This window comes from Bradyrhizobium sp. USDA 10063 (assembly GCF_054063735.1).
Window position 1 is genome coordinate 411141 of sequence record NZ_JBSSGP010000001.1, and the last position, 17359, is coordinate 428499.

Annotated in this window: 12 protein-coding genes and 2 pseudogenes; 13 read left to right on the forward strand and 1 reads right to left on the reverse strand. The window is 61.4% G+C overall.

What is annotated here, in order from left to right:
* Window positions 1-1039 precede the first annotated feature (1039 nt).
* From ACVJGD_RS01945 to ACVJGD_RS02005, 13 genes and pseudogenes are all read left to right on the forward strand, one after another.
* A pseudogene (locus tag ACVJGD_RS01945) lies at window positions 1040-1486 on the forward strand (IS110 family transposase); the annotation flags it as partial.
* 295 nt (window positions 1487-1781) lie between these two features.
* Window positions 1782-2801: pseudogene (locus tag ACVJGD_RS01950) on the forward strand (IS4 family transposase); the annotation flags it as partial.
* Between the two features lie 464 nt (window positions 2802-3265).
* A complete protein-coding gene (locus ACVJGD_RS01955; protein WP_456632754.1) occupies window positions 3266-3730 on the forward strand; it encodes a hypothetical protein in 465 nt (154 codons plus the stop codon).
* Window positions 3730-4164, forward strand: a complete 435-nt coding sequence (locus ACVJGD_RS01960; RefSeq protein ID WP_456632755.1) for an EscI/YscI/HrpB family type III secretion system inner rod protein — start codon at window positions 3730-3732, stop codon at window positions 4162-4164. Before ACVJGD_RS01955 ends, ACVJGD_RS01960 begins: the two co-directional genes overlap by 1 nt.
* The gene (gene sctJ / locus ACVJGD_RS01965; RefSeq protein ID WP_456632756.1) at window positions 4161-4946 is read left to right on the forward strand and encodes a type III secretion system inner membrane ring lipoprotein SctJ; all 786 of its coding nucleotides are present in this window, start codon (window positions 4161-4163) and stop codon (window positions 4944-4946) included. Before ACVJGD_RS01960 ends, sctJ begins: the two co-directional genes overlap by 4 nt.
* Window positions 4947-5290: 344 nt before the next feature.
* A complete protein-coding gene (locus ACVJGD_RS01970) occupies window positions 5291-5668 on the forward strand; it encodes a hypothetical protein (RefSeq protein ID WP_456632757.1) in 378 nt (125 codons plus the stop codon).
* Window positions 5669-5733: 65 nt separating this feature from the next.
* The gene (locus ACVJGD_RS01975) at window positions 5734-6273 is read left to right on the forward strand and encodes a FliH/SctL family protein (RefSeq protein WP_456632758.1); all 540 of its coding nucleotides are present in this window, start codon (window positions 5734-5736) and stop codon (window positions 6271-6273) included.
* On the forward strand, window positions 6270-7649 hold the full coding sequence (gene sctN, locus ACVJGD_RS01980) for a type III secretion system ATPase SctN (protein ID WP_456632759.1): 1380 nt from the start codon (window positions 6270-6272) through the stop codon (window positions 7647-7649). Before ACVJGD_RS01975 ends, sctN begins: the two co-directional genes overlap by 4 nt.
* Window positions 7637-8260 (forward strand): type III secretion system stalk subunit SctO, encoded by a 624-nt coding sequence (gene sctO, locus ACVJGD_RS01985; RefSeq protein WP_456632760.1) that lies wholly within the window; start codon window positions 7637-7639, stop codon window positions 8258-8260. The genes sctN and sctO overlap by 13 nt, the downstream gene beginning before the upstream one ends.
* 248 nt (window positions 8261-8508) lie before the next feature.
* Entirely contained in the window at window positions 8509-8748 is a 240-nt protein-coding gene (locus ACVJGD_RS01990; protein ID WP_456632761.1) for a hypothetical protein, read from the forward strand.
* On the forward strand, window positions 8738-10240 hold the full coding sequence (locus ACVJGD_RS01995) for a recombinase family protein (protein ID WP_456632762.1): 1503 nt from the start codon (window positions 8738-8740) through the stop codon (window positions 10238-10240). The genes ACVJGD_RS01990 and ACVJGD_RS01995 overlap by 11 nt, the downstream gene beginning before the upstream one ends.
* On the forward strand, window positions 10219-10473 hold the full coding sequence (locus ACVJGD_RS02000) for a hypothetical protein (protein ID WP_456632763.1): 255 nt from the start codon (window positions 10219-10221) through the stop codon (window positions 10471-10473). Before ACVJGD_RS01995 ends, ACVJGD_RS02000 begins: the two co-directional genes overlap by 22 nt.
* A 307-nt stretch (window positions 10474-10780) precedes the next feature.
* On the forward strand, window positions 10781-11557 hold the full coding sequence (locus ACVJGD_RS02005) for a hypothetical protein (RefSeq protein WP_456632764.1): 777 nt from the start codon (window positions 10781-10783) through the stop codon (window positions 11555-11557).
* A gap of 185 nt (window positions 11558-11742) precedes the next feature.
* Here the strand turns inward: ACVJGD_RS02005 and ACVJGD_RS02010 are convergent.
* Window positions 11743-17359: shikimate kinase (locus ACVJGD_RS02010; protein ID WP_456632765.1), on the reverse strand; the 5617-nt coding region annotated here is incomplete at its 5' end.

Here is a 17359-nt window from a genome sequence, read left to right on the forward strand (position 1 = left end):
TGCCGACTGCTCGATCGCTCCGCCAGTACTCGCCGCCACAACGCGACGAACTCTCTGCCCGACTTGGTGCGCCACGATAAGGCCTGTACGATTGTTCAGAGCTTGCAACCTGGCGGCTCTGCGCGGCGACATCATCGACGCGCCGTTGTCCTGACCTGGCACTCGGGGCGAACGCGGAATACCTATGTGGTCGGAGCCCCTCTGTTCGTGAGCTTCCGGCTGCTCGATCGCTTCGCCAGTGCTCGCCGCCACAACGCGACGAGCTTTCCGCCCGACTTGGTGCCTGACGATAAGATCTATACGGAATATTCGAGCTTCCACCATGCCCGCGCTGCGCAGCTATATCGTCGATAGGGACGCGAGAGGAACAAGTCTCCAAATCTTGAGGCTCAGAGCCCATCCGTCCAAGGACAGAACTGTTCGTTTGACCGCCCTCGCCAGAAACGCCATCTGTGTGAGACTTGGCCGCGCCTTCAGCGCCATCGTCTGCAGATCGCCAAACGCGAATCCCAAGTCCGCTAATGCCGGTCATAACGCGCCTCCAATACAACCGCGAATGCGCTGGTTGTGATCTTCGAAGCATAATGGCGCCCTTGAGCGCGCTACTACCCCATCGTAAGCGCGCGAGGCGCACCCAAGGGATTTTCGCGGCTTGCGCTATCTCTTCGAGGAATAAATGCTTGAGCACAAACGACAGCACATGCTTTTCGATGACACGTCCCAATGCTCGAAGAGCGATCGGCCATCCGTCGCACTCGAATCTCCTGTACTTCTCTCCTACGACCAGGACAAATAGATGTTTGTTATGAAGCGATATTCCACACCTATGGTCTGAGCCCTCGTTTCAGCTAGCGATGGATGGCTCCCCTGATCCGAGGCTCGAAGCCTGGACCAGTTTTGGCTTTAGTCTTGCGCTGCCGAATCCTCTCGGCTGCCGAGCCGGACCAAATCGGGTCCCGCAATGACGGGTGGACGGCCCCCGACAGCATCGATGTGCCAGACTGGTGATGTTGAGTCGAACCAGACAAGGGCACCGTCCATGACGAAGATTAGCACGATTGGTTTGGATCTGCCGAAGAGCGTGTTTCAGGTTCACGGAGTTGACGCGTCGGTGACCGTGGTGCTGCGGCGCCAGCTTCGGCGGGCAGCGGCGGAGAAGTTGTTTGCCGGTTTGCCGCCGTGCCTGGTGGGGATGGAGTCCTGCGGCAGCGCCCATCATTGGGCACGGGTAATCAGGAAGTACTGTCACGAGGTCAAGCTGATGCCGCCGGCCTATGTGAAGCGCAACAAGAACGATGGCCGGGACGCGGAAGCGATCTGCGAGGCTGTGCCTCAGCCGACGATGCGCTTTGTTGCGGTCAAGAGCGTCGCACAGCAGGCTGCGCTGGCGGTTCACGGCACGCGCGCCTTGGTTCGGCAGCGCACGATGGCCGCGAACGCATTGCGGGCGGCATTGAGTGAGCTCGGGACCGTGGCGGCGCAGGGCTATGAGGGCTGCGCGAGCTGATGGCCAGGCTCGAAGAGCCGAGCGAGGATATCCGGGAGAACATGCGGCGTACGCTGCTGATATCCCCGCGCGCGCTTGCTCTCTCGCCGTACCACAGGGCCATCTGGGACTTGCGGCCGTAGTGCTTAGATCCCACCACGCGGGAACGCCTGCTGGTCACTTGTCCCGTCTGCGGCAGGGATGTCCGGGGAATGAATCGCTATGTCGCAGTGCATGCTCGGCAGGACTGAGGCAAATCGGTCTTTCCTGGTTGTCGAGACACAGAAGGCCGAGCATGCGATTTTGCGGTAGCATTTTTGGGAAGCTCCTTGAACCGATCAATCGACGGCAGTTTCAGACGGCTGTGGATGGTCTGGACGGGGATGCCTACGACAAGTCGTTCAAGAGCTGGGATCACCTGGTGGCGCTGATCTATGCGCAATTGAGCGGTCACGACAGTCTGCGCGGGCTGGAGGCGGGGTTCAACGCCAATCCTCAGCACCATTATCATCTGGGGACGGGCAAGCTGTCGCGTTCGACGCTGTCGGATGCCAATGCGCGGCGCCCGGTCGGCATTTTTGCGCAAACCTTTGCGACGCTGTCGGTAATGGCAAGCCGGCAGCTGCGGAGCGAAGGCAACGAGATGGTGCGCCTGATCGACGCCAGCCCGATCCCGCTCGGCAAGGTTTGCAGCTGGGCGGCGTGGAACGGCCGCATCCGCGGCATGAAGCTGCACGTTGTCTACGACCCCAAGGGCGATGTCCCGAAGTGCGTCGAGGTGACGCCCGCAAACGTCAATGACATCGAGATTGGCCGTCAGGTCCCAATCCAGGCCGGCACGACCCACGTGTTCGACAAGGGATATTGCCGTTTCGGCTGGTGGCGGAAGATCAATGACAGCAAGGCTTTCTTCGTCACCCGCCCGAAGACGAGCATCCGTCTTCGGGCGTTTGAACATCGCACTATCCGTAAGCGCAAGGGCGATGGTTTCGAGATTCTCGCCGATGACGAGGTCAAGCTCGTCAGTAAGGGAGACTCGCGCCTGCCGATCCCGCTGCGCCGGATCAAGATCAGGCGCGAGAAGGGTGGCAAGATTACGCTTCTGACCAACGACCTTGCCCGTACCGCCATCGAGATCGCCGCCCTTTACAAGAGCCGATGGCAGATCGAGCTGCTGTTCCGCTGGATCAAGCAGCACCTCGATATCCGCAAGTTCCTCGGCACCAACGACAATGCCATCCGCCTGCAGGTGCTCGCTGCGATGATTGCCTACCTGTTGTTGCGCATCGCTGCGCAGGATGCGCAGCTGTCGCTGACGCCCAGAAGCACGTGTCGTTGCGTCAAACGAAGCGTTCGGTAAGAGATTGTCGCCGAGCCGCACGCATTTTCGGCCTTGAGCAGGTAACGATACGGATCGCATTGGCGGTCGATTGGGTTCAGCAGTCGCCCTGGACGAAACGCCAGCGGGCAGCTCACACTTTTGTGCCGGACCGAGCGGTCGACGGAGGGCAGACCCACTATCCATAGGCAACCGTTATGACTCCATGCCCGTATTGTATTGGCGCCGAGCGGAAGGCCGAACTAGATGATTGTGAGAATTCATCGCTTGCAACGGGCAATGCCGCTCGGCAGACGGTCTTGTCGAGCGCTGCTGGCCGTCGTCAGCGGCATTGGATGTGTGGTGGTGAGATGGGTGCTTGGCTGCGGGGCGCGAGCGTGCCCTTTCGGGGGGGGGCTGCTGCGATGTTTTCCCGGCCAAGGTCGGTCGCGGGATATGGCATGGATGATCAGCAAACGACACCTGACGCAGTCATGGACAGGGATTCGGGATGTAAGTCTTGGTTGTCGACGTGTGCGACACCCGACAGTCGCTCCGGCCTCCTGCGACGTCTCACCGAGGCGGCATTCTTGGCTTGTGTCACGAACGACGTGGTGAGGGCGAGGCGGATTGCGAAGGGACTTGACGTCATTGCGCCGGGCAGTCGGGAGTGTGTCATTGCGTATGCGTTCGCAGATCTGACGGCAGGCGATATTTTAGCAGCGCTGGAACGTCTCGATCCTCTTGCCAAAGCAAATGATGCATATGGGATGGCGTTTCAGGCCTTGGCTCTCGGGCTTAATGGACGCCTAAGCGAACGCGATACTGTGCTCAGGCGTCTGCCAAGCGGCGAGCCCGGCCTCGATGGGTTCCTCGCAGCCTTGGGCCAGACCGCGCCGGCACCTACCACAGGAAAGGACATCTGATGAGCAATGTAGGTAGTATCCTCCCGCAAACACGGCCGGCCTTTTCGGCAATGGAGATGCCGGCCACGTCGGAAGTATCGGCCGAATCCGTCGAGGCGTTTCGAGCCACACTCGAGTCGCCCGTGCCGTCGCAGCGAGCTGACGAACCGCCGATCATGGCTGCGAGCGCGCTGACCGAGGAGGGACGGGAACCGCTCGCTTCTCGCCTATCCGATGATATCCTCAGTGGCATGGAAAAACTGAACGCCGGCTTTGCAGAAACCATGCAAGGCGTTCGCAAAGCCGCCGAAGGCATGAACGCGGGGAACATCCGCTCGGCTGAGTGGCTCGACGTGCAGGTCGAACTATCGGCGATGAGTCTGCAATACGACCTTGTGACCAAGGTGGTTGGGAAGGCGACCCACACGCTCGACACTTTCTTGAATGGCCAATGAACCACGATGATGCGGGCGCGGCGTTTGTATTGATGCGGGCGGCGGCGCTTCTGGTGCTATTCACCCTGGTCGGCTGCGGATCGAAGATCGAGCTCTATCGCAACCTTTCGGCGCGCGAGGCTAACGAAATGCTTGCGTTGCTTATGCGAGAAGGCATCCGCGCGGAACGGACGACAGACACCGGCGGCACGACCTCGCTCGTGGTGCCGACAGAAGACGTGCCGCGTGCCATGACTGTGTTGGACAACGCCGGGTGGCCTCGCGATCATTTCGCCGACATGGGCACTCTCTTCAAGAAAGACCGGATGATCTCATCGGACACAGAAGAGCGTGTTCGCTACATTTATGGTGTCACACAGGAGCTTTCGCAGACTCTGTCCAGTATCGACGGCGTGCTCAATGCCCGGGTCCACGCAGTTTTGCCGGAAAGCGCGAGTGACGACCGTAGTCCACCCGCCTCGCCAACTGCCGCTGTGCTCGTCCGTTACAAGCCCGGTGCTCCGATCGATCAGGTCGTGCCGAAGATCAAGGAGCTGGTCGCAAATAGCCTGAAGGGCCTGTCCTATGATCGGGTCTCAGTTGCCCTTGTAGAGGCGGGTCAGGACAATACCACGCTGGGTCGAACGGAAGTGACTGCCGGGGCGTCAGAACGTAGCGACCCATCGCACCTCTTGATCGCCCTCGTCGGCGGCATGGCGGCATCGCTGATCGGCAATGCTGTGCTGGTCTGTCTCATATGGCGGCGGCGCTTTAGCCGCTGGAACGGTATGGCAGCGCCATGAACTTCGGCGAAGCGAACAATCCGACTGCGCTCACAACGAGCTCAGCGACAATCCCGGATGAATGGCTTGATACGCCGTGGGCGGGAGCGATGATGCGCTGCATCGCCGATCCTGCGGCCGATTTCGATGATACAAGAGCGACCGATTGGCCCGAATGGATGCCTCTGCACCTCGCTCAGTCCGACCCGTTTATCCGCGTCAAGCTTGGACGTTGGCTGATTCGCGGCCAAGGTGGTGAAGCGGCTGCGATTATTTCGGCCGGCAACGCACCACGAACCCGGCTCGCATTTCTGCCGACGCCCGACGCTGCACGCCTCATCTGCCTGGCTGGAGCTTGGACCGGCGTGTCCAGCCTCACCGGCCTCGTTCGGACGGCCGATGTTGCGGCGGCACGCGCCGTTCTCGGGAAAGAGGCCTTCGCATTCGCTGCGCATGCTGCACTGTTGCCGCGACCGACCCTCGAACTGATGTCCGCGATCAGCACTTCCGAAATGCCGACTGCGCCTGATGCATTCCTCCACCGCGGTGCGGCGATGTTCGGCCTCGCGATAGGCGCTGTCCCGCATGGGCTGCGCACCCGACTACGATTGCGCCGCCCCGCAGCGATCTGGATGGTGGCGGCGGACGCCTGCCGTTACGACAATGCCGGCGAGGATGCCTTTCGAGCGATGCGCCGCCTCGTCCGCAAAAAGATGCCAACATGGTCGCACTGGTTCAATTGACGTCTGGCAGGACCGGCATCCTCGGCCCAGGGCGAGTCCTGCCGGCAGCAAGCGCGCAGACGATCGTGGACGCGGAGCAATTGCTCACCCAGGCGCGACGCGATGCGGACGCGCTCGTGGACGGGGCGCGCGAAACCGTAGGAATGATCGAGACGGCAGCCAAGGAAGCCGCGCTGACGGCGGCGCAAGCGACCATCGAACAACGTTTGATCGGGATCGCCGTGGCGTCTCTGCGAATCATGGAGCAGAATCAAGAGCGGATTGTCGACATGGGCCTGCAGATCGCGCGTCGGGTCATCGATACCGTCGTTCCGGATGACGCGGCGGTGCAGATCGCTTTGAATAGCTTGAGATTCACGGGCCATAGCTCCCTCGTCCGCTTACGCGTCGCACCGGCGCATGTCGAAACGGTTCGCAGACGATTGAACCAACTGCTCTCGACGGCGACGTCGCGCGCCGTCGTCGAACTGGTCTCTGATCCGCGCGTCAAAGATGCCGGATGCATCCTTGAGACCGATGCTGGACTGGTCGACGCCACGATCGAAAGCCAATTGGCGGCGATCGAAGCCGGCCTGCGCAATAGCCTGAAGGCCCCCGCAACATGATTTCCGAGCTACCCGAGCTACCGACGGCAATCACCGCCATTCATTCTCCGCACGACGGCATCGATCGCTTGTTCCAGCGTGCGCGCACGGTGGTGGCGCAGACGTCGACATTGCGCGTCCGCGGCCGGGTCCTTCAAATCGTCGGGACAATCATCCGTGCAACGGCACCTGGCGCCCGCATAGGCGACCTGTGCACGCTCCGCAATCCCGAGAACGGCTGCGAATTGTCGGCGGAAGTCATCGGGTTTCAGCACGACATCGCCATTCTGACGCCGCTTGGTGACATACAGGGACTTTCTACCCTCACTGAGGTGATCCCGATGGGAGAGCCTCTGACAGTGCCCGCGGGCTGGAACCTGCTTGGCCGGGTGCTTGACGGTCTCGGCCGCCCTCTCGACACATCCACGCATGGGCCCCTGCTTCCAGACACCCGCGTGCCAGTCCAAGGCGAGGCGCCGGATCCCTTGACCCGGCGCCTCATTGATCGCGTTCTTCCAGTCGGTATACGAGCAATCGATGGTCTTTTGACGTGCGGGGAGGGACAACGCACGGGAATCTTTGCCGCGGCGGGCGGCGGCAAGAGCACGCTGTTGTCGATGCTGGCGCGTAGCGCGGCGGTTGACGTGACTGTGGTAGCGCTGATTGGCGAGCGTGGCCGCGAGGTGAAGGAGTTCATCGAGCACGATCTCGGCTCAGAGGCGCGAGCGAGATCGGTTCTTGTCGTTGCGACCTCAGATCGTTCCGCGATGGAGCGGGTGAAGGCGGCCTATGTGGCGACGGCGATTGCAGAATGGTATCGAGATAAGGGGCAGCGTGTGCTGCTTCTCATGGATTCGGTCACGCGCTTTGCGCGCGCACAGAGGCAGATTGGTCTGGCGGCCGGCGAACCGGCCGCCCTGCGTGGTTTCCCCCCCTCGGTCTTTGCAACTTTGCCGCAACTCGTGGAGCGCGCTGGAAATAATGACCGTGGATCGATAACCGCGTTTTACACCGTGCTCGTCGAGGGCGACGACGTCACCGAACCCCTGGCCGATGAAACCCGCTCCATCCTCGATGGCCACATTGTGCTCTCACGCAGCTTGGCGATGTCGGACCACTATCCCGCTATCGATGTTCTGGCAAGCGTCAGCCGTGTCATGAGCGCTATCGTGTCGTCGCAGCATGAGAAGCTGGCAGGTCAGCTGCGGGCGTTGATAGCTAAATACCAAGAGGTGGAACTGTTGATACGGGTCGGCGAGTACGAGGAAGGAGCCGATCCGCATGCTGATACGGCGATCGCCAAAATAGAGAGTATACGGGCTTTCCTGCGACAGCCGACTTGGGAACAGATTGGCTTCGACGCAATGCTTCATGAGCTTGCCACGTGCCTGGCATAATTCCCAAGGCCGGACATCAATTGCTTGAGTTGAGGCAATTGCGGCATCGCCGCGCCGACGAGACTCTGCGGGCGCGGCAGTCAGCCATCGACAAATCCGCTGCGGCTGTCGACGCAGCACTGACAGACCTTCTCACATGGCGGCGAGACCGGCCTCGTCTGGAGTACGAGACATACGATTCGCTGATCGGCAAAGCTGTCACTCTCAACGATCTGGAGGAGGCGAAGGCAAAGGTGATCTCACTGCACAACCACGAACGGCTGCTCGAACAGCGCCTTGAGGAAGCACTGTCGGAAACCGAACAAGCGAGGTGGGCGCGTGCGAAAGCCTACACCGCCGCACGCAAGGCATATCGGGAGCTCGAGAAATGCGACAGTTTGGTCCGTGCCTTGAAAGCCGGCCCGCTGAAGGAGACGGATCTCCAATTTATGGATCTGAGCAGCGGACCATCTAACAGTGCGGGTGCGGCCGTTATGGGGGAGTGGGGGCGTCAGAAGTTCTACAACAAGGCTCAAGAACGCCCACAGGACCGTTCTTCGCGAGGTTCTCTATCGATTTCACCCCTGGTTTGGTCGCCGAGTTTGCGTTCATGGAACGGGCGGGAAGGCTGATGATGTCGCTTTCCGCTGCTCTCTTGATGGATCGCAAGCGGATCGATGGTTGGAGGTTCCAGCATGGATGTTCGATCGGGCAGCATGCCCTGACGCCGAGCCTTTGACAGCTCAGCCGTTTGTCAGCATTGACGCACTTGCGGCGCTCTCTGCGCTTCTCGATCTGGCGTTAAAGGATCGAACGCCATCAGCTGCCCTGCTTTCTGGCGCATCCAGAGCCTCTCACGACCAGAATCGGGGAGAGACTCATGTCACGGCAGACGGCAGTGCCAGGGAGCGGATACCGACACAATCGACAACCGCGGCCGCAGCAGCAGATGGATCTGTTCGGGAGTGGCCTGTCGAACGGCGCCATCGGCGCGCCCACATGGCCGGATCTGCCAGCAGAAGCGCGGTCAGCGCTCACGAGCCTGATGACGCAGTTGATCCTCGACCATGCTGCGATGTCAGCGACGCCGCGCGCGAAGGAGGTCGATCATGATCTCTGACAAGGTCAGGCCTCATCATCTGGAGCGCAAGGCGATTCTTTACGTGCGTCAATCTTCGGCCCATCAGGTGTTGCACAATCGCGAGAGCAGCGCGCTGCAATACGCCATGCGAGACCGGCTGACGGCACTCGGGTGGTCAGAGATTGAAGTGATCGATGATGATCTTGGTCGTTCAGCCGCCGGCGGCATACAACGCGCCGGATTCGAGCGAATGGTGGCGGAGGTTTGCCTCGGCAAGGTTGGTGCGGTTTGCGCCCGCGAGGTCTCGCGCTTCGCCCGCAACAGCCGGGATTGGCAGCAACTCATCGAGATGTGCCGCGTGGTCGATACCGTTCTGGTCGATCAAGAGACCATCTATGCGCCAAGACACGGCAACGACCGCCTGCTGCTCGGGCTCAAGGGCAGCCTCAACGAGTACGAGCTGGATCTGTTGCGCCAGCGCTCGCTCTCGGCCCGCTACGAGAAGGCGCGCCGGGGCGAGTTGGTTGTGACAGCGCCCGTCGGCTTCGTGAAGGCCGGCGACCGTTATGAGAAAGACCCGGATCGGCGTGTCCAGGAAACGATCAAGCTGGTGTTCGACAAGGTCGAGGAACTGGGCAGCGCGCGACAGGCGCCCTGCTGGCTCCACGAGCACAATCTCGATCTGCCGGTGAAGCAGACCAACGGCGACTCGGCCTGGCGGCGACCAAACTACTCTGCCATCCACCGGATCATTGAGAACCCGGTCTACGGCGGCGCCTATGCCTATGGTAAGACAGCTGTGGCGGCGGGATACAGCACCGCCGGCGTGAGCGTGAAGATCCGCCGCAAGGCGCGGAACGAATGGCTGACGCTGAAGCCCAATACTCACGAAGGGTATGTGAGCTGGGAGAGGTTCGAGGCGATTCGCACCATGGTCAGCAGCAATGTTCCCACCAGTCGGCATCACGGCGCGCCCAAGCATGGTGACGCGTTGCTGGCCGGCCTGATCCGCTGCAAGCGCTGCGGTCGCAAGCTCACACTCCGGTACTCCGGCATGGAAAGCCATATCCCGCGCTACAGCTGCAGCCGTGCCTGGATGGACAATGGCGGGGCCCACTGCATCGCCTTCGGCGGACTGCGCGTCGATGATGCCATCGAGCAAGCACTGCTTGGCGTCGTCGGTCCGGGCGCGGTCGCCGCCGCAACCGCTGCCGCCAAGGGAGCCAGGGAGCGGCGCGATCAGGTACGCGATGCTCTCAGTCGCGACCTCGAAGCGGCGCGCTATGCCGCCGACAGGGCTTTCCGGCAATACGATGCCGCTGATCCCGCGAACCGGCTGGTGGCCAGTGAGCTGGAAGCCCGCTGGAACAGGGCGCTCGCTCACGCGGCCGAGATCGAGGGCAAGATCGCCATGCATGATGTGGCGAGGCGCTGTCGACGAGACCGGAGAGCTTCGAGTCGCTGTTCGTGCGATCACCGGCCGGCGAAGTCGACCCGCAGCCCTGGTGCATGGGCTTCTACGCCGTCATGAAGCTTCGGCTTCTCCTCTGGTCGCGGCTTCTCTCTCCGAACGGAACCGAACACCTTATGCTGCGGCCGATCTTGATCCATTGCATCGACGACGCCGGTCGGCCCTTGCTACCCCCGGCCCGGCGCACGCTGGGAACGCAGCCCATCGCCCAAAACGCCTGGCGCAACATTCCAGCAACCGTCGAGGCCCTGCGGCAGTTCTGGATGCCTATACGCTTCAAGCGCGGTGCGTAGGCCGTCCGCACCAAGTCCGTGGCTCCGTGGCCCTCTCGTACCGTTTACTAAGCAATCGCGCGTGCGTCATATTCAATGGCGCAATTGGCGAGCCCAAAAACGCGATCGGGCAGCGAATTCAGCTGACCAATGCAACCAGATCACGCCGGTTTCGATTTCCATTAGAAGTCGTGTCAGCTTCTCGAAAGCGAACGGCAAAACACCGATAACAGAATCTTCTGGTCTTTGCGTTTGACGATCAGCGTTTCACGTTGAGACCTCTGAACTTGGCTCGGAAATTGCTGGATCCATCCAAGGAGAGTGCGGTATGAAGATCGATCCAATGGACCCATTCAATACCGGCGCTTGGATACAGCGCTACGCTGCCCTGCAAGAGCAGCAGCGGGCACGGCAAGACTCCGGCAGCGCGCCTGCGGATGAAGCGAGCCCTGAACAGCAGCTGAGCGACTTTCAACTTAGTTGTTCTGGTCTGAGTTCCGCTGCTGCTAACTCTCCTGCTGCTCCCTTGCCAGATACTCGTTCCGAGCGAGGGCATCGAAGAATCCAGCTGGATGATATCGGCGGTTCGAACCGGACGTCGTCGCAGTCCAAACTGCGGGACGACGTTTTCGGTAGCGCCCGTCATGGCGTGGACCTCCCTCGCGGTCACTCGGCTGCCGGCACGCCGCTGTCTGATTTGCATGACTGGCTGTTTGGTGGCACGCGCCACATCGCGTCGGAAGCGCAGCCTGCGGTACGGACAAAGGACAACAAGAGCCGAGGATTCTGGCCGCGTGTTAGGTCGGGGGTCGCCAAAGTCTTCGGGTGCAGTCATCGCGAGACGTCGTCTCGCGACTCGGTGTGCGATGTAGTCAACTCAGAGTTTCGCATGTATTACGCCAAGCGCGGCCGCGTGGCCCAGGAGGACGAGGCGCTCCTTTCCGAGTTCAGCAACATGATGTCCGAGTTCGGGAACAGGGACCCCGACAACGACGATGCCTCCGGCACGAATTGGGGTCCACTTCAGTCCTATCATTCGGAGGAGATTCAGTGTGAGAAACGCCGGCTAAGAAGGAAACGCACGTTCACGCGCCTGATTTCCTAACACGCACGCTCGACTGCCATCGCTGGGGAGGAGAAGCCACGCTCGTGAGGCCGCGCACACCAAGAAACTGCAGCCCAACGAATGATCGGGCCCAAGCCCGTTGTTAGACGGCCGCCTGATCTCCTCCATTAGGATAGCGGGATCCTCCCGGGCTTTGCGCCGGCGTAGTATTCCCATCATCGTCATCAGCCCAACTGAAGAAAAGCGCTTAGTCGGTTCCGCAATGCCTGCCGATCGGCGACGATGTTGTCGAGGTGCAGCGCCTCTGGCCGCTGTCCTTGCGCCAAACGTTCAACCAGCGCCCGCGTGGCGTCGAGCACGAAGACGCCGCAATCATAGTCGTTCTGCTGCTGGGCCATGGCAGCTATGCTGAGGCGGGCGCCCAGCCGTGTTGCGAGCTCTTCTGCGACGGCCCGGTTCCTATTCCCGCTGGAGTCGTAGTGATAGGCGCGTATCCTTTCCGGCACGCGGCGATCAACGAGCAGCAGCGACCAATGGGTGCCTGCCCGATCAGCGCCGCCATCGTTCACCGGCAGCAACAGAAAGTTGGCTGTATCGTTACCATTATGGTCCTGGACGATCCCCATCAGAGTTTCTTGTATGTCGTTCGGGTTCTCGGCCAAGCGCAGTAGTTGAACTGGCGCGGGCGGTGCGAACCGGATCTGCGCGGCTAGACCCGGGTTCTCCCTCTGCCATTCCTGCTCCAGGAGCGCGTAATCCGCCGCGATATGCTCGTCGCCCAGCCATTCCTGGGCGTCGAGCGCTAAGCTGCTGCGACGGTGGAGCGAGGCTGTCGGATCCAAGGTGTCCGTGCGAGCATCCGAAGCTTTCATCGACGACACCCGTAAATGGTGAGGCAAATCAATCAGAGCTCCACGGCTGGCATGGATGTCTGACGATCGAGCCACCGCAGATGATGAGGCGGCGGCGACCCGCATCTCCTGCACGAGCATACCCGAAGCTCCCGCATTCTGAGAGCTTGGCGCAACAGGAAGCTCCTGAAACAAGCCGGTCTGCCGAGCGCCCTGCCCTGCGTCGCAGAGATAGGCGTGCAGCGCGGTCACGCATTCATCCGCCTGATTTTGATGCGACCCGCTGCCCGAGCCAATCGTGAGATCAGCAGTTTGATAGACCGGCTCGCGCTCCCTAATCAGTTGTGTGACGGTCGCCTTCGGGTCGGGGGTCTGCAGCAGCCGTCGGCCGGACCGGCCCATGTTGCGCCGCATTATCACGTCGGCGTCGGCCTTGAGCCAGATCGAGACTGCCTTGTCATGGATCAGGTTACGGGTCTGATCGTGGATCAACGAATCGGAACCAGTCGCGAGCACCGCGGACCCTTGCTTGAGCGCATGCGCGATTACCTTAGCCTCAAGATCCCTAAAATACTGTTCGCCATAGGTCTGGCAGAGTTGCCTTATCGACGTGCCGGCTTCTTTCCTGATCTCGGCATCGGAATCGATGAAGTTCAGCCGCAGCCGCTTCGCAAGACGCCGGCCGATGGTGGATTTGCCAGCACCTGGCATGCCGACGAGCACGATCGGTCGATCGCCGAGAGCCGTCACAATCTCTCCAATCTCGCGCCTTCCTGGCTCGGCAGCTCGCGCCGTAAAGGCTGCACCAGCCTGCCTTCTACGAGCCGGTTCTACTCCCCAGTGGGGGATGTTCTTGGCGCCATCGGGGATAGCCACCTTCTTACAGACTTCTCGCGCACGGCGCGCCAGTTCTTCGGCGTTATACAGAGCATCTCCGCTCGATTGCTGCTGAAGCTTCTCCAACTCCTTGTAGGTATCGTGATTGGCGATCTTGGCCTTGTAACTGTCTGGTGTGTGGAACTCCGCCTCGAAGCGGTAACCTCGCGGAGTGGCGAGTACGGTTTTGATGCCGACAAACGTCGGATTGCGCATTCTGAACCAGTTGGTTGTGCTGATCTCGGCAAAGCCCCGCTCACCGAAGCCCAGCACGGCCTTCTTGAAGGCGCTTGCAAAATCCTCGTCAGGGACTTCGAAGACGTGGCGAACAGCGCTGCTGATCAGCTGAGAGTCGTCGTCAGACGTGACGCTCATCCCGGTGAGTTGGGCCGTCATGGAGGCTTCCGATCTCAAGCGGCGATCGAGATGGGGCATATTCACCTGGATGCCCACCTGGCTAAGCGTCTTGGCAACCTCGAATGCCGTTGCAGTGATCTCTGTCTCTTCGACTTCCGCGCGGGCGGCCTCCATTTGAGCACGCTCCGCAGCCTCCTCGCGGGTCAGCATGACCGTCATGGCGGCATCCTCAGCCGTAAGCAGTCGGCCAGTGGGTTCGGGCAGAATGTGCTTCTCCGCAGCAAGCTTGATTGAGGCCTCCATGACTGACGCCGCCAGCGTGGGATTATCCTTCAGATCCTCCAAGGCCGCATCGACGTCGAACCGGCCCTGGCTGAGCGTCGCCGCCAGGCTCTTGCTGAAGGGTACGGAGGTCAGGCCCGGCACCTGTTGCAGGAGTCGCTGCAGCTCTTGGCTTTTCTTCATGAAAAGGTGGACTCCGGTGTCGGATTTATACCCGTCGGTCCCGACCTTGATGCCAAGACTCAGAAGATTGTTTGCGCTTTGGACGAGATCGTCCAGATTGTAACCATCCGGTCGGGGCTCGATGCGCGCAGGGTAGTGGTCAAGCAAGACCTGGATGCGGTCGCGGGGCTGAGGAGCGGCCGAATAGGCCTCCGCCAGTTCCGGGAAAAGCTCGACGAACGCTGGGCTCACCGTCAGTTTGGTGTCGCTTTCGGCTGTTTCGGGCAGCACCTGCTCATCCGCCCTCGCTGCCCATGCCTTAAGGTCGGCAACAAGCAACTCGGCCGTTTCGCGGGCGACCGGATGGTCTGCGACCTCGGTCTCGCGCCTCGCCCGCTCGAGCTTGTCCTCTATATCCTGGCCACTCACCTGTTCCTGGTTCAGTAGCTGACGGATGTCGTGCCGTAGCTTGTGGTGAACGCCCTCGTAAGTACCAAAGATGGCCCGCTCGGCAAACCAGCGTCGTGCTTGATGGGACTGCGCCAGAAAGCTTCGCTGCAGGCTGCTATAGATTTCCAAAACATTCGTCGTGGCCGCGAGGATCTGGCTGGCACGACTGAACTGATAGTTACCATCCTCAATCGCCGGCGTATGCGACTTTGGCGGCTTGAGCGAGCAAACGCCGCGAGCTTGCTCCTTTTCATCGAACTGCCAGACATGCTGATAAAGCTGCGGCCGGTCGCCGATGATAATGACGGCATCCCCGTCGAAGTCGCCGTCGAGCTTCTTCTGTTCATCGGGCGGGACGGCAACCAACGACCCAGGAGCGAACAGCTCGGTCGCCTGCAGGATGCCCACGCAGTCGACCGGCATGTCCACGGTTGCGCGGTCCTTGCGTTTAGTCCAGCTCGAATGGCACTTGACGTCCTCGGCCGACATCACCAGCCCACGGTCGGCGTAGTTGGCCGGCCACATCTCATCCGGCACCACGATCAGAATGCCCTTGGCAAAGAAGCTCGGATCGTCGGCCGCCAGTTCCTCCCGCGATTTCTGGGCGACACTGAAACTGTATTGCATGGCCACGCACCAATCGAGGAATGCCGCAGTCGGATCCCCATCAGCTGCCGACTTGACTCGTTCGGCAGCGAGCGGACGCAGGTTGGGCTTATCATAGGGCGCCCGCCCGATCAGCACGCCCCCCGTTCCCGGCAGCGTGTCGCTCTTGAGCTTTGGCACATGGAGGCAGCCATCATCGGATGGAACGGCGACCGCGCCGGGACCATCGGTGTGTCCGGTCGTCACGGTGCGAAACAACTCTTCGGACGTCAGCTCTCGTCCGTCTCGGCTCTCAAGCCAGGTCTTGGCCTTCTCGCTCGCTTCTTCCGCCACTTGGTCGTTGCGAGGGTAATGTTGCAGCGCCGAGGGAGGGACGGACGATCTCCTTCCCTCACCAAAGGCCCGCAGCCGATCGGGACCTTCCTGGTGACCAACCCGGTGAACAGCTGGCATCTGCTCGGCCAGCGAGGCCTTGATGAAGCCGCAGCCGTCATGCGGTCGCAAGGCAATCGGACCTTCCGGTCCAGTCAGCTTAAAGGGATGCGCCTTGGTGGCCGGGCGGTCTGGCAGCAGCAACAGCTTGAAGGCGCCCTCCAGCGCGTAGTCGTGAGGCCCTAGATCTTTGATCGCCGGTGGCGCCGCAAACCCCCTGCGTTGGGTGTACCAATAGGCTTCTTTGAACGGCGCCCAGGCGCGCGACAGTTGCTCGAACGCCGTCCCCGGAGCGGTTTCGGCATAGGGAATGGCCAGCAGCTTGCCTCCGGAAGACGCGGCTGGCTGCGCGCCTGGAGCCCGGGCGGCGATCTGCGACAGGGTCGGCTTTGGTGGTTTCAACTTGCTGCCGCCAAACAGGTCCAGGCGGTACGGCACACCATCGACGGTGAGCGTCCGCGCCAACATGAAAGTGCTCAGCTTTGCCGGCAGCTGCACCGCGACCACCGGCAATGCCCCCGAGGTCAGGCGATGAAAAATCGAATAGCGCGTCTCGGGCTCCGTCGCCACGCGCCGTCCCTGCATGTCGACTACGGGCAACTGCATCAGTCCCGCATCACCCTGCGGCGGTCTGGGCTCATGGTCCATCGATCGCAACACCTCATGCATGTCGAAGACGGATGCCGGATGTCGCGCCTGGATCCTCGCCGCATCCTGCGCCATGAACGTGTCCAGCACATCGAGCGGATTGTCCGACTCGATCTGCGCGATCAGGTTCCAGCTCATGTTGGAAAGATCGCTTTCGATGAGGTCGCGCGTGCTGTCCAGGATCTCCTTGGTCTTGCGCTGCAGCTCGCCCTGCCGTGCGAGCAAATCGGGCTTTTTGCCCTCGACATACGGCCGCTTGAACAACGTCTCCAGGACCGCACGGGCTTTCAGCACTTGATAGATCGACAACGCCGGGCAGCGGCTCGCGAACGGCCCACGGGTCCGTTCGGCCTCGCTTGCGTTGAGATGCGCCTCGATCTTGTGCTCCACGACGGGCTGGATGTCGTTCAGCAGGCTCAGAGCCTGCCTACGGTGCCAGCGCAGATGCGGGCTACGCGCCAGCGGCAGCAGGGCGGCGCAAAGATTGCCCGTGGTTTCGAGGTTATTCTCCGCGGCAAAACCAGGGGCACGATGCAATCCCGTAAGGCGATCTAGCCCTGTTGGTGCGAGCAAACCGAGGTCCTCGAACAGCCTGACCTTCGCCAGCGCCTTGAAAATGGTAGCAATGCTCAGAACATCGGCCTGCTCCAGCCGATCATCGGCATAGTGCAGGTAATGAGCCAGCTGATGTAGGCTATTCTTCAGCAGGGCCGTCTCCGCAACGTCTCCACCGTCCTCGCCCCTTATGACACTGCGTCCCAGAGCATTGGCGATCGTGGCGAGCTCAAGCGTCGTGAACGAACCAAAGCGTCGGCCCGGTCCGCCGAGGCCGCGCGCGATGTCCATTACCGCCTGGTGGCATGCCGCATCTTCCGGCCATTTGCTGAAACCGTTCACCAGGTTCGCCAGCGCCTGGGGCTTAAAATTGGAGAGCTGGGAAGGCACCTCACCGGCGATCGCGGCGGCGGCCTCGCGACAGCCCGCCGCGTCCGGCCATTTGCTGAAACCGTTCACCAGGTTCGCCAGCCCCTGCGGGTCAAAACGGGTGAGCTGGGAAGGCACCTCACCGGCGATGGCGACGGCGGCCTCGCGACAGCCCGCCGCGTCCGGCCATTTGCTGAAACCGTTCACCAGGTTCGCCAGCCCCTGCGGGTCAAAACGGGTGAGCTGGGAAGGC

Bases quoted from the DNA above. Each gene is read 5' to 3' on its own strand.
- ACVJGD_RS01955 (WP_456632754.1), top strand. From the start codon at position 3,266: ATGGATGATCAGCAAACGACACCTGACGCAGTCATGGACAGGGATTCG.
- ACVJGD_RS01960 (WP_456632755.1), top strand. From the start codon at position 3,730: ATGAGCAATGTAGGTAGTATCCTCCCGCAAACACGGCCGGCCTTTTCG.
- sctJ (WP_456632756.1), top strand. From the start codon at position 4,161: ATGAACCACGATGATGCGGGCGCGGCGTTTGTATTGATGCGGGCGGCG.
- sctN (WP_456632759.1), top strand. From the start codon at position 6,270: ATGATTTCCGAGCTACCCGAGCTACCGACGGCAATCACCGCCATTCAT.
- ACVJGD_RS01990 (WP_456632761.1), top strand. From the start codon at position 8,509: ATGTCACGGCAGACGGCAGTGCCAGGGAGCGGATACCGACACAATCGA.
- ACVJGD_RS01995 (WP_456632762.1), top strand. From the start codon at position 8,738: ATGATCTCTGACAAGGTCAGGCCTCATCATCTGGAGCGCAAGGCGATT.
- ACVJGD_RS02000 (WP_456632763.1), top strand. From the start codon at position 10,219: ATGGGCTTCTACGCCGTCATGAAGCTTCGGCTTCTCCTCTGGTCGCGG.
- ACVJGD_RS02005 (WP_456632764.1), top strand. From the start codon at position 10,781: ATGAAGATCGATCCAATGGACCCATTCAATACCGGCGCTTGGATACAG.